Below are 22825 nucleotides of genomic sequence, written 5' to 3'. Positions count from 1 at the left end.
GAAAGTGTGCCAGCTGTCACACGTGAGGGTTGTTTCGCGCGTCTGTGCAGCACGTCACAGCGGATTGTCTGGTATCGGGGCGTCTGCACCCCGTCCGTCAGCGTGACGAGTCGGCCCGGTCCCGATCCGTGAAGCGCGAACGGGGGCCGATCGCTGTCGCTCCGTTGACGCCGGACACCCCCACGGCCACCGGGGCCCGCTCCGGTGCCGGGGAGACCATCTCCGAGCCGCCCGGGCCGTGTTGGCCTTCGGCGCCGTCCTCGGCGCCCTGCACGGCCTCTGCCAGGCCCTTGCGCCGGCGGCGGTAGCGGGGCGGTACGAACGCCTCCGCCCAGCGCGGTGCCCGCGGGGTGAAGCGCGGCATCAGCAGGAGGATCAGACCGACGGCGCTGAGTCCCACGATGACCAGCACGATCCACAGCGAGGCCGAGTGCACCGAATAGCCGACGGCGCCGAACGCGATCAGCGCGGACCAGAAGTACATGATCAGCACCGACCTGCTGTGCGAGTGCCCGATCTCCAGCAGCCGGTGGTGCAGGTGCCCCCGGTCGGCCGCGAAAGGCGACTGGCCGTTCCAGGTGCGGCGCACGATGGCCAGCACGAGGTCGGCGGCCGGGATCGCGATGATCGTGAGCGGCAGCAGCAGCGGGATGAAGACGGGGAGCATCGCGTGGGTGGCCTGCCGCTCGCTGCCCTCGAAGAGCTTCATCGTGTCCGGGTCGACCTGACCGGTGACGGAGATGGCGCCGGCGGCCAGCACGAGGCCGATCAGCATCGATCCCGAGTCCCCCATGAAGATCCGGGCGGGGTGCATGTTGTGCGGCAGGAAGCCGAGGCACATGCCCATCAGGATCGCGGCGAAGAGCGTCGCGGGGGCCGCTGCCTCGATCCCGTACCCGTACCAGAGGCGGTAGGTGTACAGGAAGAACGCCGCGGACGCGATGCACACCATGCCGGCCGCGAGGCCGTCCAGGCCGTCGACGAAGTTGACCGCGTTGATGGTGATCACGACCAGGGCGACCGTGAGCAGCGTGCCCTGCCACTGGGTGAGCGCGACCGTCCCGACACCGGGGATGGGCAGCCACAGGATCGTCAGACCCTGGATGACCATGACCGCGGCGGCGATCATCTGTCCGCCGAGCTTGATCAGCGCGTCGATCTCGAACTTGTCGTCCAGGACACCGATCAGCCAGATGAGGGCCGCGCCGGAGAGCAGCGCCCTGGGCTCGTTGGAGAGTTCGAAGACATCGTTCAGGTTGAACAGGTGGTCCGCGACGATCAGGCCGGCGCACAGTCCGCCGAACATGGCGATGCCGCCGAGCCGGGGAGTCGGTTCCCGGTGCACGTCGCGCGCACGGATCGCGGGCATCGCCCCGACCGCGATGGCGAACTTCCGCACGGGTCCGGTCAGCAGATAGGTAACTGCGGCCGTGACACAGAGCGTCAGCAGGTAATCACGCACGGGCTGCCCCACAGAATTCGCCGGCCATCTCAGCCCCACACCCTAGTCTCATGAACGAGGACACCGAGCCACGGGTGATGGTTGCACATGGTCCGGCTACCCCGGATACGGCGGATTGCGCTCGGCCAGCGCGCGCACGTCGGCCCGCAGCCGGCCGGTGTCGCCTTCGTCACGCACGGCGGCGCCGAACAGCCCGGCGATCCGGACCATGTCGTCCTCGTCCATCCCCTGGGTGGTCACGGCCGCCGTGCCGAGCCGGATTCCGCGCGCGTCCCCGTAGGGAAGCGCGCAGGTGTCCAGGACCATCCCCGCGGCGCACAGCCGCTCGCGGGCCGTGCGGCCGTCCACGCCGAGGGGCCCGGGGTCCGCGACGACGATGTGGGTGTCCGTGCCGCCCGTGGTCACCTCGAAGCCCTCGGTCTCCAGGGCGGCCGCCAGGACCCGGGCGTGCGCGACGACCCGGTGGGCGTAGACCGCGTACGCCGGGGTCGCCGCCTCGCCGAACGCGACCGCCTTCGCCGCGACCGTGTGCATCTGCGCGCCGCCCTGGGTGAAGGGGAACACCGCGCGGTCGATCCGCTCGGCCAGCTCCACGCCGCAGAGGATCATGCCGCCGCGGGGCCCGCGCAGCACCTTGTGCGTCGTCGCGCAGACCACGTCCGCGTACGGCACCGGGCTGGGCGCCGCTCCCCCGGCGATCAGCCCCATGGGATGGGCGGCGTCGGCGATGAGATAGGCGCCTGCCTCGTCGGCGATGTCCCGGAACTGCTCGTAGTCGGGATGCCTGGGGTAGGAGATCGAGCCGCAGACGATCGCCTTGGGGCGCCGTGCCCGGGCGAGGGCGCGGACCTGCGCGTAGTCGATGAGGCCGCTGTCGGGGTCGACGCCGTATCCGGCGAACTCGAACCAGCGCCCGGAGAAGTTCTGCGGCGCACCGTGGGTGAGGTGGCCGCCGTACGGAAGTCCCATGGCCAGCACCGTGTCGCCCGGGCGCAGCAGCGCCGCGTAGGCGGCGAGCACGGCGGAGGAGCCCGAGTGCGGCTGGACGTTGGCGTGCTCGGCCCCGAACAGTGCCTTGGCGCGCCGTACGGCGAGGTCCTCGGCGGCGTCGGCCTGCTCGCAGCCGCCGTGGTGGCGGGCGCCGGGGTAGCCCTCGGCGTACTTGTTGGCGAGCGGGGAGCCGAGGGCGGCCAGGACCGCGGGCGAGGTGAAGTTCTCGGCGGCGATCAGCTGGAGGGTGCTCGCCTGCCGGCCCGCCTCGGCCAGCAGGATGGCGCCGGCCTCCGGGTCCTGGCGGAACAGGGCACCGAAGTCCTGGGGCACGGTGGTGTCCGGCGGGGGCGCGGCTGCGGGTGCGACTGGCGTGGTGACCGGCATCTGACGGCTCCGGGCCTGAGGGAGGGGTGCACTGGCGTCAGATCCAATGTAGGCCCGCCCCCGGCTGCCTGCCCGCTGCCGTGCGGCCCTCTACGCCGGTCGGCGCACCCGGGCGCGGAGTGCGCGGGGCGGTGGCCCTTCAGTGCGGGGCGCGTACCCCGGTCAGCGCGGTCATGACGGGATCGAGCGCCTGGCTGATCTCGTCGCCGATGGAGCGGAAGAAGGTGATCGGGGCACCGTAGGGGTCGTAGACCTCGTCGGCCTCGGCGGTGGGGGCGAGGAGCCAGCCGCGCAGGGCCGCCGCCGCGCGCACCAGGGCGCGGGCGCGCTCCACGACGCCCTCCTCGCGGGCGTCGGGGAGGGTCGCGGGGTCTATGGCCCGCACCAGCCGGGTGAACTCCTTGAGCGTGAAGGTCCGCAGGCCCGCCGAGTGGCCCATGGAGATGACCTGGGCCCGGTGGTCGCGGGTGGCGGTCAGCACCAGGTCGGCGCGGATCACGTGCTCGTCGAGGAGCTCGCGGCCGACGAAGCCGGAGGCGTCGGCGCCGAAGTCGGCGAGGACGACCTCTGCATTGGCCTCCATGGGTGCGCCCTCGTGTCCCCAGGTGCCGGCGCTCTCCACGATGAGGCCGCCGCTCAGCGGATCGCCGAGGCGGTCCATGAGGGCGTGGCGGGTCAGCCGCTCGGTGATGGGCGAGCGGCAGACGTTGCCGGTGCTGACGTGGAGGATGCGGAAAGCGTCGTGCTGCCCCGCTATGCCACGCCCCTCAGGGGCGGTCAATTGGCCACCTCGAGGTCGGGTACCACCTTGCGGAGCTCCTCGACCGAGAGTGCTCCGGCGCGGAGCAGCACGGGGGTCTTGCCCGTGACGTCGACGATCGAGGACGGCACGATCCCGGGGGTCGGGCCGCCGTCGAGGTAGACGGAGACGCTGTCGCCGAGCATGTCCTGGGCGGCGTCGCAGTCCTCGGGAGAGGGGTGACCGGTGAGGTTGGCGCTGGAGACGGCCATCGGGCCGACCTCCGTCAGCAGCTCGATGGCGACGGGGTGCAGGGGCATCCGGACGGCGACGGTTCCGCGGGTGTCACCGAGGTCCCACTGCAGCGACGGCTGGTGCCGGGCGACGATCGTGAGGGCGCCGGGCCAGAACGCGTCGACGAGCTCCCACGCCTGCTCGGAGAAGTCGGTGACCAGGCCGTGCAGGGTGTTCGGGGAGCCGATAAGGACGGGGGTCGGCATGTTGCGGCCGCGGCCCTTGGCGTCGAGCAGGTCGGCGACGCCCTCGGCGCTGAAGGCGTCCGCACCGATGCCGTAGACGGTGTCGGTGGGCAGCACGACCAGTTCGCCGCGGCGGACGGCGGACGCGGCTTCACGCAGGCCGGTCGTACGGTCGGTCGCGTCGTTGCAGTCGTATCGCCGTGCCATCAGCCGGCCTCCTCGGGCATGTACGGGTAGGGGTCCTGCGGTCCGGGTGTCCCGGTGGTCACGGCATGGCCCTGCGGGCCGTCGCGAACCGGGGCCGGTTGTTCAGGTCGGGGTGGTCGGCCGCGTCGGCCCAGCCCCGCTCCTCGGTGAAGATCCACGGCACCTGGCCGCCCTGGGTGTCGGCGTGCTCGATCACGACGAGCCCGCCGGGGCGGAGCAGCCGGTGCGCGGTGCGCTCGATGCCGCGGATGGTGTCGAGCCCGTCCTCGCCGGAGAACAGTGCCATCTGCGGGTCGTGGTCGCGGGCCTCGGGCGCCACGTACTCCCACTCGGTGAGCGGGATGTAGGGCGGGTTGGAGATCACCAGGTCGACCTGGCCGTCGAGCTCCGGGAGGGCGCTCAGGGCGTCGCCGCGGTGCACGGTGACCCTGGACCCCTCGGCGTTCTTCCGGGTCCACCTGAGGGCGTCCTCGGACAGCTCGACGGCGTGCACGCGCGAGCGCGGGACCTCCTGCGCCATGGCGAGGGCGATCGCGCCCGATCCGGTGCACAGGTCCACGATCAGGGGTTCCACGACGTCCATCGCGCGGACGGCGTCTATCGCCCAGCCGACGACCGACTCCGTCTCCGGGCGGGGGACGAAGACCCCGGGGCCGACCTGGAGTTCCAGGTAGCGGAAGAAGGCGCGGCCGGTGATGTGCTGGAGGGGTTCGCGGGCCTCGCGGCGGGCGATCGTCTCCCAGTAGCGGGCGTCGAAGTCGGCGTCCCGCACGTGGTGCAGTTCGCCCCGCTTGACCCCGTGCACGAACGCCGCGAGTTCCTCGGCGTCGAATCGCGGTGAGGGGACACCGGCGTCGGCCAGCCGCTGGGTGGCCTGGGCCACCTCGGCGAGCAGCAGGTTCATCGCGGTTCTCCGTACGGGTTCACGAGCGGGGCGGGCGGTGGCGCTTACGCGGAGGCGAGCTTGGCGGCCGAGTCGGCGTCGACGCAGGCCTGGATGACCGCGTCGAGCTCGCCGTCGAGCACCTGGTCCAAGTTGTACGCCTTGAAGCCGACGCGGTGGTCCGAGATGCGGTTTTCCGGGAAGTTGTACGTCCGGATCTTCTCGGAGCGGTCCACGGTGCGCACCTGGCTGCGGCGCACGTCGGAGGCCTCCTGCTCGGCGGCCTCCTGGGCGGCGGCCAGCAGCCGGGAGCGCAGGATGCGCATGGCCTGCTCCTTGTTCTGGAGCTGGCTCTTCTCGTTCTGGCAGGAGGCGACGACACCGGTCGGCAGGTGCGTGATGCGCACGGCGGAGTCCGTGGTGTTGACGGACTGGCCGCCGGGGCCGGAGGAGCGGTAGACGTCGATGCGGAGGTCGTTGGCGTGGATCTCCACGTCGACCTCCTCGGCCTCCGGCGTGACGAGCACACCGGCGGCGGAGGTGTGGATACGGCCCTGGGACTCGGTGGAGGGCACACGCTGCACGCGGTGCACACCGCCCTCGTACTTCAGCCGCGCCCAGACGCCCTGGCCGGGCTCGGTGGCGCCGTTGCCGCCCTTGGTCTTCACGGCGACCTGGACGTCCTTGTATCCGCCGAGCTCGGACTCCGTGGAGTCGATGATCTCGGTCTTCCAGCCGACGCGCTCGGCGTAGCGCAGGTACATGCGCAGCAGATCGCCGGCGAAGAGGGCGGACTCGTCGCCGCCCGCTCCCGCCTTGATCTCCAGCAGCACGTCCTTGTCGTCGCTGGGGTCGCGCGGGACCAGGAGGAGCCGGAGCTTCTCGGTGATCTCCTCGCGCTGCTTCTCCAGGACCTTGACCTCGGCGGCGAAGTCCGGGTCGTCGGCGGCGAATTCGCGGGCGGTCTCGATGTCGTCGCCGGTCTGCTTCCAGGACCGGTAGGTGGAGACGATCGGGGTCAGCTCCGCGTAGCGCTTGTTCAGCTTGCGCGCGTTGGCCTGGTCGGCGTGGACCGACGGGTCGGCGAGCTTCTTCTCGAGATCGACGTGCTCGCCGATCAGTTCCTCGACCGCCTCGAACATCTTCGGGCTCCTGGTTTCTGCGTCATACGTCTGCGGGCTGCCTGGACGGCGTGCTGCCGGTGGTGCCGCCCGCGGGGGCGCGACCGGCGGCAGAGCCGGAAAAAAACGCCGGTCCCGGCGCCCGTTGGAGGGCGTCGGGAACCGGCGCAGTGGCTCGCTACTTGCTGGCGGAGCCGGCAGCCTTGCCGAAGCGGGCCTCGAAGCGGGCCACGCGGCCGCCGGTGTCGAGGATCTTCTGCTTGCCCGTGTAGAACGGGTGGCACTCGGAGCAGACGTCGGCGCGGATGGCGCCGCCCTCGAGGGTGCTCCGGGTGGTGAACGACGCACCACAGGTGCAGCTGACCTGCGTCTCGACGTACTGGGGGTGGATCTCGCGCTTCAAGGTGTCTCCTAGGTTCGGGAGGGCTCCGGGTCGTTCGCGCGGATTGCGCGTCCGTGAACCGGGGCCGACGTACCAGTCTGCCAGGACCGGCCGTATCTCCCAAAACGAGGACCCCGCCGGGTGTATTCCCCCGTCCACGGGGAACGCTGGGCGACGTCGCGGTGACGGACAGCCGCCGGGGTCCCTCAGCGCACCACCGCCCCGGCCCCGCCCTTGTCACCGGCCGACTTCGCCGTGGCCGAGGCCGGAACCGGCTTGTCCTGCTTGAGCGCGGCCCACACCTGCTGCCCGGCCTTCTGCTGGGGAAGCACGCGGTTGGGGTTCTCCGGGTCGTACTCCACGGGCAGTGTCACCATGTCGACGTGCCTGGAGCCGAGGCCCTTGAGTCCTTCGGCGAAACCGGCGAGCTTCTTGACCGAGGCCAGTGCGGAGTCGGTGGTGACCGCCTTCGTGGCCGAATCCGCGAGCCCGAAGAGCGTCTTCGGGTGCGAGAAGACCCCGACGCTCTTCGCCTGGTCCATCAGGGCCTTCACGAACGCCTGCTGCAGCTGGATGCGGCCCAGGTCGCTGCCGTCGCCGACGCCGTGCCGGGTGCGGACGAGACCGAGGGACTGCTCACCGCTCAGGGTGTGCGTGCCGGGCTTCAGCGCGAGGTGGCTGTCGGGGTCGTCGATCGCCTGCGAGGTGGTGAGCTCCACGCCGCCCAGTTCGTCGATGATCTTCTTGAACCCGGTGAAGTCGACCTCCACGTAGTGGTCCATGCGGATGCCCGACATCGCCTCGACGGTCTTCACCGCGCAGGCGGGCCCGCCGACCTCGTACGCCGTGTTGAACATGGCTTGGCGCTCCGCGCCGACCTCCCGGCCGCCGGTGTCGCTCGCGCAGGCGGGGCGGTCGACGAGCGTGTCCCGGGGGACGGAGACCACACTCGCCGACGTGTGGCCCTGGTTGACGTGGACGACCATCGCGGTGTCCGACCGCGCGCCGCCGCCGTCCTCGCCGTACCGCGAGTTGGCCCCGGAGCGGGAGTCCGAGCCGAGCACGAGGATGTCCTGGGAGCCGTCGTCCACGTCGGCCGGACGGTCGGTGCCCAGCGCCGCGTCGATGTCGACGGCCTTGAGGTTCCCGTTGAGCGTGACGTAGGCGTATCCGGCCCCGGCACCCGCGACGACCACCAGAGCGGCGGCGCCCCAGAGTACGGCCGTCTTCACGCGGCGGCCCTTGGAGGGCTTCTTCCGGCGACTGCCGGTGCCACGTATTCGGCCGGCGCTCCTGCTCTGTTCGCTCATGGGGCTCCCTCTTTCCGTTCCTGGCTGCTGCCCCCTGCCGTCGTGCACGGGCGAGGCCCGTCGTCTCCCGTGGGTGACGACGGGCAGCCAGAAGCCTGGCACAGCGAGCGGTGGCCCCCGTCGGGCGACGGGGGCCACCGAAGGGGCGGCCGATGACCGGGTCACCCCGCGCTCACCAGGCATTTCGGCCGTCGGCGCGGTGGCTGCCCGCGCCGGGGCGGGGCCGCGCCCGTGTGGCGAAGGTCTCCGACGCGGCCGGGCCCGGGCCGGGGCGGCGCCCCGCAGCCGTGACGCGCCGCGGAGCGCGCACGCTCCACCGTGGTCCGCCCGCCCGCGGGAAGCGGGGGGCCGACGAGGCCCCGGTGGCCGTCGCGGCCCGGGTCCGGCCGCGCGACGACGACGTCACCGGTGTGCGAACCGGCACTTGCGACCGGCGGAGGGCCGAGGCCTCTCATCGGGGAGAAGGGGAAGGCGGGTTGTCGGACGGTCAGGAACGGTGGAACGCAGAACGCCCCGTCACCGAGGTGACGGGGCGTATCCCGCGCGCGGTCGAACCGCGTCCGGTCAGGGACGAGTTCAGTCGTTGCCGTTGCCCGGCGTCGTCTTCTGGATCTGGAGCAGGAACTCCGCGTTGGACTGCGTCTTCTTCATGCGGTCCAGGAGGAGCTCGATGGCCTGCTGCTGGTCGAGCGCGTGAAGCACCCGGCGCAGCTTCCAGACCACGGCCAACTCGTCGGTTCCCAGGAGGATTTCTTCCTTACGGGTGCTGGACGCGTCGACGTCCACCGCCGGGAAGATGCGCTTGTCCGAGAGCTTCCGGTCGAGCTTGAGCTCCATGTTGCCGGTGCCCTTGAACTCCTCGAAGATGACCTCGTCCATGCGCGAGCCGGTCTCGACGAGCGCGGTGGCCAGGATCGTCAGCGAGCCGCCGTCCTCGATGTTCCGCGCGGCACCGAAGAAGCGCTTCGGCGGGTAGAGCGCGGTCGAGTCGACACCACCGGACAGGATGCGGCCGGAGGCCGGCGCCGCCAGGTTGTAGGCGCGGCCCAGACGGGTGATCGAGTCCAGCAGGACCACGACGTCGTGACCCAGCTCCACCAGGCGCTTCGCGCGCTCGATGGCGAGCTCGGCGACCGTGGTGTGGTCCTCGGCGGGGCGGTCGAAGGTCGAGGAGATGACCTCGCCCTTCACCGACCGCTGCATGTCGGTGACCTCTTCCGGACGCTCGTCGACCAGGACGACCATCAGGTGGCACTCGGGGCTGTTGACCGTGATCGCGTTGGCGATGGCCTGGAGGATCATGGTCTTACCGGTCTTCGGCGGGGCCACGATCAGGCCTCGCTGGCCCTTGCCGATCGGTGCGACCAGGTCGATGATCCGGGTGGTCAGGACGTTGGAGTCGGTCTCCAGACGGAGTCTGTCCTGCGGGTAGAGCGGCGTCAGCTTCTGGAACTCGGGGCGGCCGCGGCCGCTCTCCGGCGCCATGCCGTTGACGGAGTCGAGACGGACCAGCGCGTTGAACTTCTCGCGCCGCTCCCCGTCCTTGGGCTGACGCACCGCGCCGGTGACGTGGTCACCCTTGCGCAGGCCGTTCTTGCGGACCTGGGCGAGCGAGACGTACACGTCGTTCGGGCCCGGCAGGTAGCCGGAGGTCCGGATGAACGCGTAGTTGTCGAGGATGTCCAGGATGCCCGCGACCGGGATCAGGACGTCGTCGTCCGCGACCTGCACGTCCGTCGCGAAGTCGTCGCGTCCACGACGGCCGCGGCGGTCGCGGTAGCGTCCGCGCCGGCCGCGCCGGCCGCCCTCGTCGTCGTAACCGTCGTCCTGCTGGCCGCCGCCGCCCTGCTGGCCCTGGCCGCCCTGGCCCTGGCTCTGGCCGCCGCCCTGCTGGCCCTGACGGCGTCCGCCGCCCTGCTGCTGGCCCTGGTCGTCGCCCTTGCCGCGCCGGTCGCGCTGGCGGTCCCGGCGGTCGCCGCGGTCCTGGCGGTCACCGCGCCGGCCGTCCTGACGGTCGCCCCGGCGGCCCTCGGCGGTGTCCGCCGCGGACTCCGCCTTGGCGTCGCCCTTCGTCTCGCCGCGCTCGTCGGCGCGGTCCTGGCGGCCCTCGCCCTTCGGCTCGGCCTGCGTCTCCGTCTTGGCCTCGGCCTTGGTGTCGGGGCTGCCGGCCTGCGCGGTGGCACGGCGGCGGCGACGCTCGCCCGTGGGCTGCTGGTCGTCGCTGGCCGGCTGGCCCGGGATGTCGATCTGCTGCTGGGCAGCGGCCTTGTCGGCGGCGGGCGCGGCGGCGGTCTCGTCACCCGTGCGCGTCTTGGAGGTGGCGCGTCGCTTCGGCTTGGTGCCGGCGTCCGCGTCGGCGGAGGCCTTGGGGGCGGGCGAGGAGGAGCCTCCTGCCTGCGCCTCCTTGATGACCTCGATCAGCTGGCTCTTGCGCATCCGCGCAGTTCCCCTGATGCCGAGGCCTGACGCGACCTGCTGCAGCTCGGCCAGGACCATGCCATCGAGGCCGGTGCCGGAGCGGCGGCGCCGTGCGGTGGTGCCAGAGGCAGCACCTTCGGCGGGCACGGAGCTGTCGACGTTCTTGTCGGCAGTCACGCCCATCAGATCGGTGGTGTCGCTCACGAAGGGTCCTTCCCTGGAGCGGACGTCGGCCTTCTGGCTCGGCGACCGGTTGTGCTGTCCGACTGCGGTCTGTTGATCGTTCGATCGCGGACCGTGCCGGGGCGGTGGTCCGCCGGGTACGGCGGAGAGACTGATGTGCGGGGTTCCGGCGCGAGATCCCCCTGCTCGGCCCACTCCTGGACGAGCAAGAGGGTGTCGTGCCGGTTCCGGAGCGTGCTCGAAAGCTCAGGCAGGATGCTCAGGCAGTCGGGGAGGCTCCCGGAAGAGTGGTGGTCCCGGAAGGGGACACGAAGCAACGCGCCACGAAGACGTCGATTGCTGACTTGAGGTTAACACTACCGGCTCCAACAAACATTCCCCCTCTCATGCACCGGCAATCACATGCGATTACGCGGCGAGCGGCAGCACGCTCGCGCCCGTGGCGTCCAGATCGAGCCGGTTCGCGGCCCAGCCCTCGCCGGCCAGCCGGGCGACCTTGTCGGCCGAACCCGCCTCGGTCAGTGCGAGCACGGTCGGTCCCGCACCGGAGATGACCGCCGGCACGCCGTCGGCGCGCAGCCGGCTCACCAGTTCCACGCTCTGCGGCATCGCGGGGCCCCGGTACTCCTGGTGGATCCGGTCCTCGGTGGCGGCGAGCAGCAGTTCCGGGCGCCGGGTCAGCGCCTCGACGAGAAGGGCCGCGCGGCCGGCGTTCGCAGCGGCGTCCACATGGGGGACGGTGCGCGGCAGCAGGCCCCGGGCGGTCTCGGTGAGCACCGGTGTGGCCGGGACGAAGACCACCGGCACGACGGAGTCGGCGGCGTCCATCCTGATGGCCCTGGCGGAGCCGCCGTCCATCCAGGCGAGGGTGAATCCGCCGAGGAGACACGCGGCGACGTTGTCGGGGTGGCCCTCGATCTCGGTCGCCAGCTCCAGCAGGGCGGCGTCGTCGAGGCGGGCCTCCCCGCCGGTGGTCACGGCGCGGGCCGCGACGATCCCGGCGCAGATGGCGGCGGACGACGATCCCAGGCCGCGGCCGTGCGGGATGCGGTTGGCGCAGACGATCTCCAGGCCGTGCGGCTGTCCGCCGAGCAGGTCGAACGCGGTGCGCAGGGAGCGGACGAGCAGGTGCTTCTCGTCGCGGGGCAGCGTCTCGGCTCCCTCACCCGCGATGTCGATGTGCAGTCCGGAGTCGGCGACCCGGACGACGACGTCGTCGTAGAGCCCCAGCGAGAGGCCGAGGGCGTCGAAGCCCGGACCCAGGTTGGCGCTGGTTGCGGGGACGCGCACCCGGACGGCGGCGGCTCGGAACGCGGGACCGGCCATCGGTTGGACGACTCTTCCTGTACGGCGGCGGGGATGTTGTGCGGGGTGGTTCGACGTGCGTGGGGGTGCCGGTGGTGCGAGGGGTGGGGGGCCCGGCATCACGACGGCCGCAGCACCGCGGCGCGAGCGGCGGGGCGGGTTGGTCACAGCTTATCGAAGGAAGGTTCCGTGGCGACATAGGGCGCACAGGAGGCGCACGATGCGTGTCGCACGCCTCCTATGCGCTGCCCGCCGGGAAGGGCGGCCGGGCTGCTACGCGAGGCCCAGCTTCTCGGCCGCGGTCACCGCGTCGACCGGGACCGTGACCGGCTGCGGAGCGCCCGCGACGGCCCAGTCGGGGTCCTTGAGGCCGTTGCCTGTGACGGTGCAGACGATCTTCTGGCCGGGGTCGACCTTGCCCTCTTCGGCGGCCTTGAGCAGACCGGCCACGGAGGCGGCCGACGCGGGCTCGACGAAGACACCCTCCTGGGAAGCCAGCAGGCGGTAGGCGGAGAGGATCTGACGGTCGGTCACCTCGTCGATGAAGCCGCCCGACTCGTCGCGCGCGTCGAGGGCGAACTGCCAGGACGCCGGGTTGCCGATGCGGATCGCGGTGGCGATCGTCGCGGGGTCCTTGACGATCTCGCCGCGCACGATGGGCGCGGAGCCGGAGGCCTGGAAACCCCACATGCGCGGGGTGTGCGTGGAGACCGCGTCCTTCGCGTACTCCTTGTAGCCCTTCCAGTAGGCCGTGATGTTGCCCGCGTTGCCCACCGGCAGGACGTGGATGTCGGGGGCGTCGCCCAGCGCGTCGACGATCTCGAACGCGGCGGTCTTCTGGCCCTCGATCCGGACCGGGTTGACGGAATTGACCAGCGCCACCGGGTAGTTGTCGGAAAGGCTGCGGGCGAGCGTCAGGCAGTCGTCGAAGTTGCCGTCCACCTGGAGGATCTTCGCCCCGTGGACGAGCGCCTGCCCCATCTTGCCGAGCGCGATCTTGCCCTGCGGCACGAGGACCGCGCAGACCATGCCCGCACGCACGGCGTACGCGGCGGCGGAGGCGGAGGTGTTGCCCGTGGAGGCGCAGATGACCGCCTTCGCGCCCTCCTCCTTCGCCCGGGTGATCGCCATCGTCATGCCGCGGTCCTTGAACGACCCCGTGGGGTTGGCGCCCTCGACCTTGAGGTGCACCTCGCAGCCCGTGCGCTCGGAGAGGACCTGCGCCGGGACGAGCGGCGTGCCGCCCTCACGGAGTGTGACGACCGGCGTCGTGCTCGTGACCGGAAGCCGGTCCCGGTACTCCTCGATGATGCCGCGCCACTGGTGGGTGCCCTTGCTGGTCATGGGTCCTTACTCCCCTTCAACACGCATGATGCTGGCGACACCGCGCACGGTGTCCAGCTTGCGCAGCGCTTCGACGGTCCCGGAGAGGGCGGCGTCGGGCGCGCGGTGGGTGACGACGACGAGGGACGCCTCGCCACTGCCGTCCTGTCGGACTTGCTGGCGGACCGTATCGATGGATACGTCCTGTTCGGCGAAGACCGTCGCGACCTGGGCGAGTACGCCAGGCTTGTCGGCCACGTCGAGACTGATGTGGTAGCGCGTGACCACGTCACCCATGGGGCTGACCGGCAGACGCGTGTACGCGGACTCACCGGGGCCGGTGGTCGCACCGATGATGTTGCGGCAGACGGCGACCAGGTCGCCGAGGACCGCCGACGCGGTCGGGGCGCCGCCGGCGCCGGGGCCGTAGAACATCAGCTGCCCGGCCGCCTCCGCCTCGACGAAGACCGCGTTGTACGCCTCGCGGACGGAGGCCAGCGGGTGGCTGAGCGGGATCATCGCGGGGTGCACGCGGGCGGTCACGGACCTGCCGTCGGCCGCGCGCTCGCAGATCGCGAGGAGCTTGACGGTACAGCCCATGCGGCGGGCTGACGCGATGTCGGCCGCGGTGACCTCCGTGATGCCCTCGCGGTGCACCTCACCGATCTTCACCCGGGTGTGGAAGGCGATCCCCGCGAGGATGGCGGCCTTCGCGGCGGCGTCGAAGCCCTCGACGTCGGCCGTGGGGTCGGCCTCGGCGTACCCGAGGGCGGTGGCCTCGTCGAGCGCCTCGGAGTAGCCGGCTCCGCTGGTGTCCATCTTGTCGAGGATGAAGTTGGTCGTGCCGTTGACGATGCCGAGCACCCGGTTGACCTTGTCCCCCGCGAGGGACTCGCGCAGCGGGCGCACGAGCGGGATGGCACCCGCCACGGCCGCCTCGTAGTAGAGGTCCCTGCCGTGCTTCTCGGCGGCGGCGTGGAGCGCGGCGCCGTCCTCGGCGAGGAGTGCCTTGTTGGCCGAGACGACCCCCGCGCCGTGCTCGAAGGCGGTCGTGATGAGCGTACGGGCGGGCTCGATGCCCCCGATGACCTCGATGACGACGTCGATGTCCCCCCGTTTGACCAGGGCGGTCGCGTCGGTGGTGATCAGGGCGGGGTCGATGCCCTCCCGCACCTTGGAGGGCCGGCGGACGGCTACACCGGCGAGCTCCACCGGCGCACCGATGCGCGCGGCGAGGTCGTCGGCGTGCGTCGTCATGATGCGCGCCACCTCTGAGCCGACCACTCCACAGCCCAGCAGCGCCACCTTCAGCGGACGCGTACGCATCATCCGACCTCGTTTCTCATACTTCTGATGTGTGGACCAGTCTCACTCACCGGACGGGGGTTTCTGCCACCCGTCCGGATTTTGAGATGCGAATTTCATCAGCCGACATCGAGTCGCAGGAGATCTTCCTCCGTCTCGCGCCGGACGATGACCTTCGCCTCTCCGTCACGCACAGCGACGACGGGCGGGCGGAGCGCGTGGTTGTAATTGCTCGCCATGGAACGGCAGTAGGCGCCGGTGGCGGGCACGGCGATCAGGTCGCCGGGAGCCAGGTCGGACGGCAGGAACGCGTCCTTGACCACGATGTCGCCGCTCTCGCAGTGCTTGCCGACCACGCGTACGAGCATGGGTTCGGCGTCGGAGGTGCGCGACACGAGCGAGACGCTGTACTCGGCGTCGTACAGCGCGGTGCGGATGTTGTCCGACATCCCGCCGTCGACGCTCACGTACGTCCGCAGGCCTTCGAGCGGCTTGATGGTGCCGACCTCGTACAGGGTGAAGGCCGTGGGGCCGACGATCGCGCGGCCGGGCTCGACGGAGATGCGCGGGGTGCGCAGCCCGGCGGACTCGCACTCCCGGGTCACGATGTCGCCGAGCGCCTTGGCGATCTCGTGCGGCTCGCGGGGGTCGTCGTCGGAGGTGTAGGCGATGCCGAGGCCGCCGCCGAGGTCGATCTCGGGGAGTTCGACGCCGTGCTCGTCGCGGATCTCGGCGAGGAGCTGCACGACCCGGCGCGCGGAGACCTCGAAGCCGGCCATGTCGAAGATCTGCGAGCCGATGTGCGAGTGGATGCCGACGAGCTCCAGCCCGTCCAGGGTGAGGGCCCTGCGGACCGCCTCGGCGGCCTGTCCGCCGGCCAGCGCGATGCCGAACTTCTGGTCCTCGTGCGCGGTGGCGATGAACTCGTGGGTGTGCGCCTCGACTCCGACCGTGACCCTGATCTGCACCCGCTGGCGCGTGCCGAGCCGCTGGGCGATGTGCGCGACGCGGACGATCTCCTGGAAGGAGTCGAGCACGATCCGCCCGACGCCCGCCCCGACGGCCCGCTCGATCTCGGCGACGGTCTTGTTGTTGCCGTGGAAGGCGATGCGCTCGGCGGGCATCCCGGCGTCCAGCGCGGTGGTGAGTTCGCCGCCGGAGCACACGTCCAGGTTCAGGCCCTCCTCCGTGAGCCAGCGGACCACGGCACGGGACAGGAAGGCCTTCCCGGCGTAGAACACGTCCGCGTCCGCCCCGAAGGCGTCGGACCAGGCACGGCAGCGGGCGCGGAAGTCGGCCTCGTCCAGGAAGTAGGCGGGGGTACCGAACTCCTCGGCAAGCCGGGCGACTTCGATCCCGCCGACGGTGAGGGCACCGTCCGCGTCACGGGTGACCGTGCGGGACCAGACCTTCTCGTCCAGGACGTTCAGGTCGGTGGCCGGTGCGGAGTAGTGGCCCTCGGGGAGGACGTCAGCGTGGCGGGGACCGGCGGGGTGTGCGGATCGGCTCATCGTGGCGCTCTGTTCTCTCGGTTCTCAGAGGTGTTCGGGGGCACTGATGCCGAGCAGGGACAGGCCGCCTGCGAGCACCGTCCCGGCGGCTTCGGCAAGGGCCAGCCGGGAGCGGTGGGCGGCCGAGGGTTTCTCGTCACCGACGGGGAGGGGCGGCGCCGTGTCCTGGAGGTCGAAGAAGGCGTCCGCCACCGCTTCGAGTTGCCGGGCGAGCCGGTCGGGGGCCCGGTGACGGGCTGCGGCGGCGAGGACACCCGGGTGGTCGGCGATCGCCTCGTGCAGCGCGGGCGCGTCGATGTCCTCCTCGTACGCACCGCTGAAACCCAGACGCTCCGCCCCCCTGGTGAGCGCGCGGGCGCGCGCGTGGGCGTAGCGGACCAGGAAGAGCGGGTTCGCCTCGCCCTGCACGAGGAGGTCGTCGCCGAGGGGCGCGCGGTCGTGTCCGGCGGGCCTCAGCAGGCCCCAGAGGGCGGCGTCGGCACCGAGCCGCCCCAGCAGCTCCGCGGCCGTCGCCCCGGCGGGAACCGGCCGGGTCTCCTTCAGGGGGGAGGGGGGACGGCCGTAGGCGTCGACGGTGACGCCGAGACGCGCCCAGTCGGGGTCGGGCGCCTCCTCGCAGGTGGTCCGCACCGGGGCGCCCTGTGCCCGCAGCAGCTTCCGCACCGCACCGGCCACGACGGCGGCGCGCACCTCGCGCCGGTGGTGGAGCTGGTGGGGCCGGCCCGCGCACTCGTCCCCCCACCCGTAACGGAGTCCCCGCTCCAGCACCTGGCGGACGCGCACGGCCCGGGCGTCCGCGTCGGCGGAGGCGTCGAGCGTGAAGTTGAGGAATCCGGGGCCGGTGATCTCGACCCGCCCGATGCCGGGCGCTCCGGCGACCCGGTCGCGCAGCAGCGCGGCGACCTCGCGCGCCGGGAGGCCGGCCGGGCCGGAAAGCTGGAGGGCGACGGCGCATGCGTAGTCGCCGCTGCCGCCCGGGCGGGTCCGCTCCACCCGCACGTGCGCGGGCACGGTGGCGCGCAGGACGTCCTCGTCGACCGCGCGGCGCACAGCGCGCAGCACGGTCCGGGAGAGCTCTGCGGGGGTCACGGGTCCAGCGTATGGGAGGAAGGGGGGCGGTTCGCCAACCGGTTTCGCCATGCGGGCAGAGGCCCGGTCAGCCGGCCGCGCTCCCGGCCGTCCCCGCACCGCGCCTGCCGTCCGCGGCCGTGGAATCCTCGCGCTTCGCGAGGCGGCGCACCATGCGTACCAGCTCGCTCGGCTCGAACGGTTTCGCCAGGAAGGCGTCGACCCCGGCGGCCACACCGGAGTCCACCTCGTAGGGGGTGCACGCGCTCACCACGGCGACGGGCAGGTGCCCGGTCCTGGGGTCGGCGCGCAGCCGGACGGCGGTCTGGATGCCGTCGAGCCGGGGCATCACCACGTCGAGGGTGATGACATCCGGGCAGAAATCGTGCACCAGGTCCAGGCACTCGACGCCGTCGGCCGCGGTCACGACCTCGAAGCCCTCCAGCTCGAGATTGACCCTGATCAGCTGCCGGATGACCTTGTTGTCGTCCACAACAAGCACGCGGCCGTACGCCCCTGACACCCCTCGAGGGTAGGTCGGGCGGAGGAGCTGCGTCCGGGTTTTGCCCACTTCCGCCCGCGGGGGGATGGCCGGAACCCCTCCACCCGCCGCCCGGGGACCACGTCGGCGGGCCGCCGCTGTCGCACCGTGCGGCACGAGGGCCCGGGCACGCGACCCCACCGCGTGCCCCCACCGCGTGCCCGCGACGCGGAAATACCTGTTCCCGGGCACCCGGTCGGAGCTGGTAGGGTTTCACTCGTCGCCGCCAAGCGCAGCGACATCGCCCCCGTAGCTCAGGGGATAGAGCATCGGCCTCCGGAGCCGGGTGCGCAGGTTCGAATCCTGCCGGGGGCACTCCGGATTAAGGCGCTGAACAGCGGAAACGCAGTTCAGCGCCTTTCTTGTGCATGCCGCGCCGCACACGGCCCACTTGGCCGTGACCGCTCGGCCCCTCGTAGCCCTGCTCGGGGTTTGCCACGGCCGGGTGGACGAAATCCCGATGGTCCGATTCCGCGACATGCCGGAAAGCCGCATGATTCGGTGGCCGCCGTCGCGCGCCAGATCGAGCGGGACAATCTCAACGAGCTCGTCCAGGTCGCCGAGGCCGAACACGGGCCCGTCGCCGACGGAGAGATCCAAGCCCTGCGCGACCAGCTCCACCAGGCCCGCCGGCAGCAAACGCAGGGCGGGACGAACGCCGCGTGACCCGGTCATCCGCCGCTGCCTCCGGCGGCACCCTGGTCCTCGACAGCGAAGGACTGGCCAAGGCAGTCCTGCGCGACCACACCGTCGCCGGCCGGCTCGCCCTCGCTCGCGCCGATGACCTGCGGGTGATCACTTCCGCAGCCACCCTTGTGGAAGTCGTCCACCCTCGGATCAACCGCCCGGCCCTGGAGTGGACCCTCTCCCGCCTCGTCATCGAACCCGTCGCATGTCACTCCCCTTGGACATCACCCGGTCTCCGGCCGCCGCCTGGGACCGTCGGCATGCCCGCCCGCTCGTCACCGGCCGCCGATACCGTGGCGGCATGACCGACCTGCCCTCCCCCGTGCGGGGTGTGACCGTCCGCGTGCGGATGGGGATCGGGGCCTGCGGGCCGTACGCGCATGTGGTCGCCGACTTCGAACCGCCCGGCGCCAGGGGCGGGTTCGAGCTGCACAGCGACGTACCGGAGCGCCGTCTTCCCGCCGAGTTCCTGCCCGCGCTGCGTGCCGGACTGCTGGAGGGGCTGGGTGGGGTCGCGGCGGCGGTGCTGGTCACGGACGGCTCGTTCCACGAGGTCGACTCGTCGGAGTTCGGCTACCGGATCGCCGGGGTGCAGGCGGGGCGGGCCGCACTGGTCGGGGCCGGGCTCCTGCCGCCGGAGGAGGGCGACGCCCTGCGCTGGGCCACCTGGCCGGGGCGCGGAGATCCGGCTCGCGCCGGGGAGCGGGGCCGTCACACCTCCTGAGCGTGGCGGAGCCCGGGAGTCGTATCCAGCTCCCGGGCCCCTGGGGTTGCCACCCAATTGCGCTTGCCAGCGCCGTTTAAGAGTGCGGATCAGTCGTCATACCGTCGCGTTCTGCCTTTGAACTACCGCGCCGTGGCAGAGGCGCAGGCCGGATTCGAACCAGCATTCCACGGTGTTCGTCCGTACTCGGTCGATCTGGCAATCGGCGGCGATACTGAAGCTGGAGCGAGAGTCTGAGATTGATCGCGGCTGCCTCTGCCATGTTGGGCCACCCCGGCAGGTGGTGCCGGGGGGAGGACTCGAACCTCCACCGTTACCGCGTCTTCAGGCTGAACGTCAGTTTCAGCTTGCGCTCGTCACACGGGGCGGATCTCGAAATCCGTCCCGTGCCGGGTGCGCAGCCCCCACGGCATTGGCGCGGGGGCGTTCTTGGGGGTGCCGCCTCGTGTCCGGCGTCAGCCGAACAGGTAGCCGAACACGGCGTCGCCGACCCGCCGGTCGGTGACCTCGGCTCCGTTGGCCTCCTCACGGGCGAACTTCACCGCCTGCTGCAGCTTCTCGACGCGCTCCAGCAGCTCGTTCACCCGTCGCGCCGGCAGCGCGCCGGAGAACTTCACGGTGGTCCAGTAGCCGATCGGCACGTCCTCGTAGTACACGTCGACCTGTGCCGGGTGCTTCTCCGTCGCCTCGGCCTTGACGTGGTTGCGCGGGACCTTCTTCGTGCGGATCGTGCGCACCGGGTCCGTCTTCCACCAGTCGGTCGACGGGTCGAGCGACCAGGACTCCGAGGCGTCCAGGACGGGGAGCTTCTTCACGAAGGTGTGGAGGTCGGTGAGCTGCTTCTCCAGGAAGAGCAGGTAGCTGACCGGGACTTCGGGGACGATGACCCGTCCGTCGACGGACACGTCCGCGCGGGCCGTGCAGTTGGCCCAGTCCTTGGTGGCGGTCACGTCGAACAGCCTGGTCAGCGACACGGACATCTCGCGCAGCGCGTCCTCGGCCTTGACCTGCACGCGGGAGGACTCGGGCGGCAGCTGCTCGCCCTCCTCGTTCTTGGGCTGGTAGGTGCGCGAGATACCGGCCAGCAGCGCGGTCTTCTGGACCTTGTGGTGGGCCGCGGTGGTGTCCTGGAGCGACTTGCTCTTGACACCCTTCTCCACGGCGATGATCTGGTTGAGCTTCGTCACTTCGCCCCCTTCGGATGCCAGGAAGCTATCGCACACAGAATCGATCTTGCATGCGATTAAAGGGCGCCGCTCAACGGATGCCGCGGGCAGGGCGTTAGCCGGGATCGCCGATCGCGGAAGTCGGGTTGCTCCGGCGGGCGTACCGCCGCGCCGGGTCAGCCCCGCTCCCCCGTCGGCGCCATGAGCTGCTCCCGCAGGGCCCGTTCGGTGGGTGTGAGCGGCTGGTCGGGGCGGACCCGCTCCGGGTGGCCGTCCGGCGGGCCCGTCAGGGCCGGGGCGAGCACGGGGACGAAGGGCCCGCCCAGCGGCAGCCCCAGCCAGATCCAGCCGACCGCGGTGAGCGAGGCGTAGACCTCGCGCAGTGCTCTTCTCACGTACCTCATGCGAGCTGCGCCTCCGCCGTCGCGCGGGGAGCCGTGCCGGCGGGCTCCGGGGCGCTCCAGGTCCACAGTCCGGACACGGCGTTGAGGTCCAGGTCGTGCCCCTCGGTCCAGATGCGGGCCGCGGCCGTGAGCACGGACTGGCGGTCCGCCTCGGGCGTCCCGGCGCGGGCCGGGAGGAGGGGTGTCACGGCGCCCGCGCCGAGGCGCAGGGAGCGGTGCCTGCGGGCGAAGGCGGTGAGCGTCTGACGGGGTCCGACCTCGATCAGCAGGACGTCGTCGGCCGCCAGCAGCTCGTCGAGGGCGTTGCGGAAGTACACGGTGTCGGTGATCTGGCGGGCCCAGAAGCGCGGGCTGCGGGCCTCTTCGGGGCTCATCATGGCTCCGGTGTAACCGGAGTAGAGGGGCATCCGGGGTTCCCGGAGGGGAATCTCGCGGTAGTCGGCCTCGATCGCGTCGGAGGCGGGGGCCATGGCCGGGGAGTGGAAGGGGCTGGTGGCCGGGACCGTCACCACCGTGTGCCCGTCCGCCTTGAGGCGTGCGGCGACGCGGGTGAGGGGTCCCTTCGAACCCGCCAGCATGACCTGCTGGTTGGCGTTGACCGCCGCGACCGCGACGTCGGCCGTGAGGTACGGCAGCACCGTCTCCTCGGCGGCGGCGACGGCGAGCATGCCGCCCGCCGGGATCTTCACGGCCTCCCTGACGCGGGCCATGACCATCGCGACCGCGTCGCGCAGGGAGACGACCCCGGCGAACGTCGCCGCGACGAGCTCGCCGGCGCTGTGGCCGAGCAGGGCCGTCGGCCGGACGCCCCAGCTGAGCACCAGCTTGCCGAGGGCGTAGTCGACGGCGAAGAGGAGCGGCTGGGCACGGCGTACGTCGTCGATGCCGATGGCGGCGCGCGCCGGGTCGAGCCAGTCGGCGCGGATGCGCGGTCCCTCGTCGCCCATGTACGAGAGGGCCGCGTCGACGGCGGCGGTGAAGACGGGCTCGGTGCCGTAGAGACCGGCCGCCATCCCGGCGTGCTGGGAGCCCTGGCCGGGGAAGATCAGGGCGATCGGCCGGGGCCGGGATCCGTCCGCGGTGCGTGCCTGGTGGACCGCGCGGGCGGCGAGCGCGGAGACGGCCACGACGCCGCCGCGGACCGGGCCCGGGGTGGTCCCGCAGGGTACGGCGGTCGGCAGGGCGGGGTAGATCTCGCGGTGCACTCCTCCGAGCATCGGCAGGAGTCCGTCGCGGACCCGGCTCTCGTCCTCGGCATCGCGCCCGGACCAGAGGATCAGCCGGTGGCGGTCGGGGTCGGTGCCGCGCGGGTCGCGGTGCAGGGGGCGCAGCGGTGGGGCGGTGTCCTCACGGGGCTCGGTGAGGTCGAGCACGCCGAGGACGGCGTCGCCGTCCGCGACCGCTTCGGCGGCGCGCCGGACGGCGTAGACGGTGATGGTCTGGGGGTCGGGTTCGCCGAAGCCGGCGACGAGGACCAGGTCGGCGGTGCCCTCGTGGAGTTCCCGGTGGGCCCGGCGCAGCGCGCGGGCCGGGGTGGGTTCGGTGCGGACGGTGAATCCCTCGTGCTCCGGGCGCAGTCCGGCGTCGACCGCGGCGGCGCCGATGAGCACGACGGTACGGGCGGGGAGGTCCTCCGGGGCGCGTCCGAAGGCGCGCAGCACCGCCGACACGCCGGCGGCCGAGGCGGTGACCCGGGCGTGCTGCCGGGGCGCGGAGCCGGGGCTGACGATCAGCCGGCGGACCACCGCACTCTGCGAGGTGAGCGACATGGTTCCTCCTTGGCGTCACCCCGTACCGGATGTGCGGGCCGGGGGTGTGGTCGGACGGTGCGGGGAGCCGGGGGGCGGTTGGGCCGCGGCCCGCGTGGGGCGGCCGGACGGCCCGGGAAGAGGGGCGGCCGCCCCGCCCCGGGGGGACGGAAGGCGGAGCGGCCGTGGGGGCCCGGCTCAGGCCGCGGTGGCCTGGCCGGAGTTGACGAGCGCGAGGAGCGCACCCGGGGTCTCGGCGTCGACGACGGCGTCGTCCGGGATCTCGATGCCGTACTCGCGCTGGATCTGGCCGATGACCTGGAGCAGGGCGAGGGAGTCGTAGCCCAGCTCCATGAACGGGGTGTCGATGACGTCACCGTCGAGGTCGATGCCCTCCTCCTCGCCGGCGCTCTCGCGCAGCATGCGGGTCAGGTCGGCCAGGGTCACTGTGGCGGTCGTGGTGCTCATGGTCGGTGCCGTCC

20 protein-coding genes, 1 tRNA gene and 2 pseudogenes are annotated in these 22825 nt (G+C 72.0%); 4 read left to right on the top strand and 19 right to left on the bottom strand.

Annotated features, from left to right (window positions below; all coding sequences use genetic code 11):
* Window positions 1-97 precede the first annotated feature (97 nt).
* From ACFYY2_RS19005 to ACFYY2_RS18935, 15 genes are all read right to left on the bottom strand, one after another.
* On the bottom strand, window positions 98-1462 hold the full coding sequence (locus ACFYY2_RS19005) for an MraY family glycosyltransferase (RefSeq protein WP_388744049.1): 1365 nt from the start codon (window positions 1460-1462) through the stop codon (window positions 98-100).
* Between the two features lie 96 nt (window positions 1463-1558).
* A complete protein-coding gene (gene glyA, locus ACFYY2_RS19000; RefSeq protein WP_388744046.1) occupies window positions 1559-2839 on the bottom strand; it encodes a serine hydroxymethyltransferase in 1281 nt (426 codons plus the stop codon).
* A 139-nt stretch (window positions 2840-2978) separates the two neighbouring features.
* The gene (locus ACFYY2_RS18995) at window positions 2979-3620 is read right to left on the bottom strand and encodes a protein-tyrosine-phosphatase (RefSeq protein WP_329040638.1); all 642 of its coding nucleotides are present in this window, start codon (window positions 3618-3620) and stop codon (window positions 2979-2981) included.
* Entirely contained in the window at window positions 3617-4264 is a 648-nt protein-coding gene (locus ACFYY2_RS18990; protein ID WP_388744042.1) for an L-threonylcarbamoyladenylate synthase, read from the bottom strand. The genes ACFYY2_RS18995 and ACFYY2_RS18990 overlap by 4 nt, the downstream gene beginning before the upstream one ends.
* A 58-nt stretch (window positions 4265-4322) precedes the next feature.
* On the bottom strand, window positions 4323-5168 hold the full coding sequence (gene prmC / locus ACFYY2_RS18985) for a peptide chain release factor N(5)-glutamine methyltransferase (protein WP_388744039.1): 846 nt from the start codon (window positions 5166-5168) through the stop codon (window positions 4323-4325).
* A 44-nt stretch (window positions 5169-5212) separates the two neighbouring features.
* Complete coding sequence (prfA, locus tag ACFYY2_RS18980; RefSeq protein ID WP_388744036.1) at window positions 5213-6289, bottom strand: peptide chain release factor 1; 1077 nt, start codon at window positions 6287-6289, stop codon at window positions 5213-5215.
* 157 nt (window positions 6290-6446) lie between these two features.
* Window positions 6447-6671, bottom strand: a complete 225-nt coding sequence (gene rpmE / locus ACFYY2_RS18975; RefSeq protein ID WP_056794327.1) for a 50S ribosomal protein L31 — start codon at window positions 6669-6671, stop codon at window positions 6447-6449.
* A gap of 185 nt (window positions 6672-6856) precedes the next feature.
* Window positions 6857-7960: an LCP family protein gene (locus ACFYY2_RS18970; protein ID WP_388744032.1), complete on the bottom strand. Its 1104-nt coding sequence runs from the start codon at window positions 7958-7960 to the stop codon at window positions 6857-6859.
* Between the two features lie 576 nt (window positions 7961-8536).
* Complete coding sequence (gene rho, locus ACFYY2_RS18965) at window positions 8537-10582, bottom strand: transcription termination factor Rho (protein WP_388744029.1); 2046 nt, start codon at window positions 10580-10582, stop codon at window positions 8537-8539.
* A 387-nt stretch (window positions 10583-10969) separates the two neighbouring features.
* A complete protein-coding gene (gene thrB / locus ACFYY2_RS18960) occupies window positions 10970-11887 on the bottom strand; it encodes a homoserine kinase (RefSeq protein WP_388744026.1) in 918 nt (305 codons plus the stop codon).
* A gap of 252 nt (window positions 11888-12139) precedes the next feature.
* Complete coding sequence (gene thrC, locus ACFYY2_RS18955; RefSeq protein WP_388744023.1) at window positions 12140-13210, bottom strand: threonine synthase; 1071 nt, start codon at window positions 13208-13210, stop codon at window positions 12140-12142.
* 6 nt (window positions 13211-13216) lie between these two features.
* On the bottom strand, window positions 13217-14518 hold the full coding sequence (locus ACFYY2_RS18950; RefSeq protein ID WP_388744020.1) for a homoserine dehydrogenase: 1302 nt from the start codon (window positions 14516-14518) through the stop codon (window positions 13217-13219).
* A gap of 95 nt (window positions 14519-14613) precedes the next feature.
* Entirely contained in the window at window positions 14614-16005 is a 1392-nt protein-coding gene (lysA, locus tag ACFYY2_RS18945) for a diaminopimelate decarboxylase (protein ID WP_388744017.1), read from the bottom strand.
* Between the two features lie 24 nt (window positions 16006-16029).
* On the bottom strand, window positions 16030-17094 hold the full coding sequence (nrtL, locus tag ACFYY2_RS18940; RefSeq protein ID WP_388744014.1) for an ArgS-related anticodon-binding protein NrtL: 1065 nt from the start codon (window positions 17092-17094) through the stop codon (window positions 16030-16032).
* 67 nt (window positions 17095-17161) lie between these two features.
* A complete protein-coding gene (locus ACFYY2_RS18935) occupies window positions 17162-17596 on the bottom strand; it encodes a response regulator (RefSeq protein ID WP_388744011.1) in 435 nt (144 codons plus the stop codon).
* A 261-nt stretch (window positions 17597-17857) separates the two neighbouring features.
* Here ACFYY2_RS18935 and ACFYY2_RS18930 point away from each other — a divergent pair.
* The 4 genes and pseudogenes from ACFYY2_RS18930 (at window position 17858) to ACFYY2_RS18915 (ending at window position 19025) form a co-directional block, all read left to right on the top strand.
* Window positions 17858-17929, top strand: a tRNA-Arg gene (locus tag ACFYY2_RS18930).
* A 189-nt stretch (window positions 17930-18118) separates the two neighbouring features.
* Window positions 18119-18280: pseudogene (locus ACFYY2_RS18925) on the top strand (CopG family transcriptional regulator); the annotation flags it as partial.
* A pseudogene (locus ACFYY2_RS18920) lies at window positions 18277-18504 on the top strand (DNA-binding protein); the annotation flags it as partial. The pseudogenes ACFYY2_RS18925 and ACFYY2_RS18920, both read left to right, overlap by 4 nt.
* Window positions 18505-18602: 98 nt before the next feature.
* Window positions 18603-19025, top strand: a complete 423-nt coding sequence (locus tag ACFYY2_RS18915; RefSeq protein WP_388744008.1) for a hypothetical protein — start codon at window positions 18603-18605, stop codon at window positions 19023-19025.
* Between the two features lie 455 nt (window positions 19026-19480).
* Here ACFYY2_RS18915 and ACFYY2_RS18910 read toward each other — a convergent pair whose 3' ends face one another.
* From ACFYY2_RS18910 to ACFYY2_RS18895, 4 genes are all read right to left on the bottom strand, one after another.
* Window positions 19481-20212: a hypothetical protein gene (locus tag ACFYY2_RS18910; RefSeq protein WP_388744005.1), complete on the bottom strand. Its 732-nt coding sequence runs from the start codon at window positions 20210-20212 to the stop codon at window positions 19481-19483.
* A gap of 155 nt (window positions 20213-20367) precedes the next feature.
* Complete coding sequence (locus tag ACFYY2_RS18905) at window positions 20368-20595, bottom strand: DUF6059 family protein (RefSeq protein ID WP_388744002.1); 228 nt, start codon at window positions 20593-20595, stop codon at window positions 20368-20370.
* Complete coding sequence (locus ACFYY2_RS18900; RefSeq protein WP_388743999.1) at window positions 20592-22364, bottom strand: acyltransferase domain-containing protein; 1773 nt, start codon at window positions 22362-22364, stop codon at window positions 20592-20594. Before ACFYY2_RS18900 ends, ACFYY2_RS18905 begins: the two co-directional genes overlap by 4 nt.
* A gap of 177 nt (window positions 22365-22541) precedes the next feature.
* On the bottom strand, window positions 22542-22811 hold the full coding sequence (locus ACFYY2_RS18895) for an acyl carrier protein (RefSeq protein WP_388743996.1): 270 nt from the start codon (window positions 22809-22811) through the stop codon (window positions 22542-22544).
* Window positions 22812-22825 lie beyond the last annotated feature (14 nt).

Source organism: Streptomyces sp. NPDC001822 (genome assembly GCF_042892135.1).
GTDB lineage: Bacteria > Actinomycetota > Actinomycetes > Streptomycetales > Streptomycetaceae > Streptomyces.
This window is presented reverse-complemented; position numbering and strand designations above follow the sequence as displayed.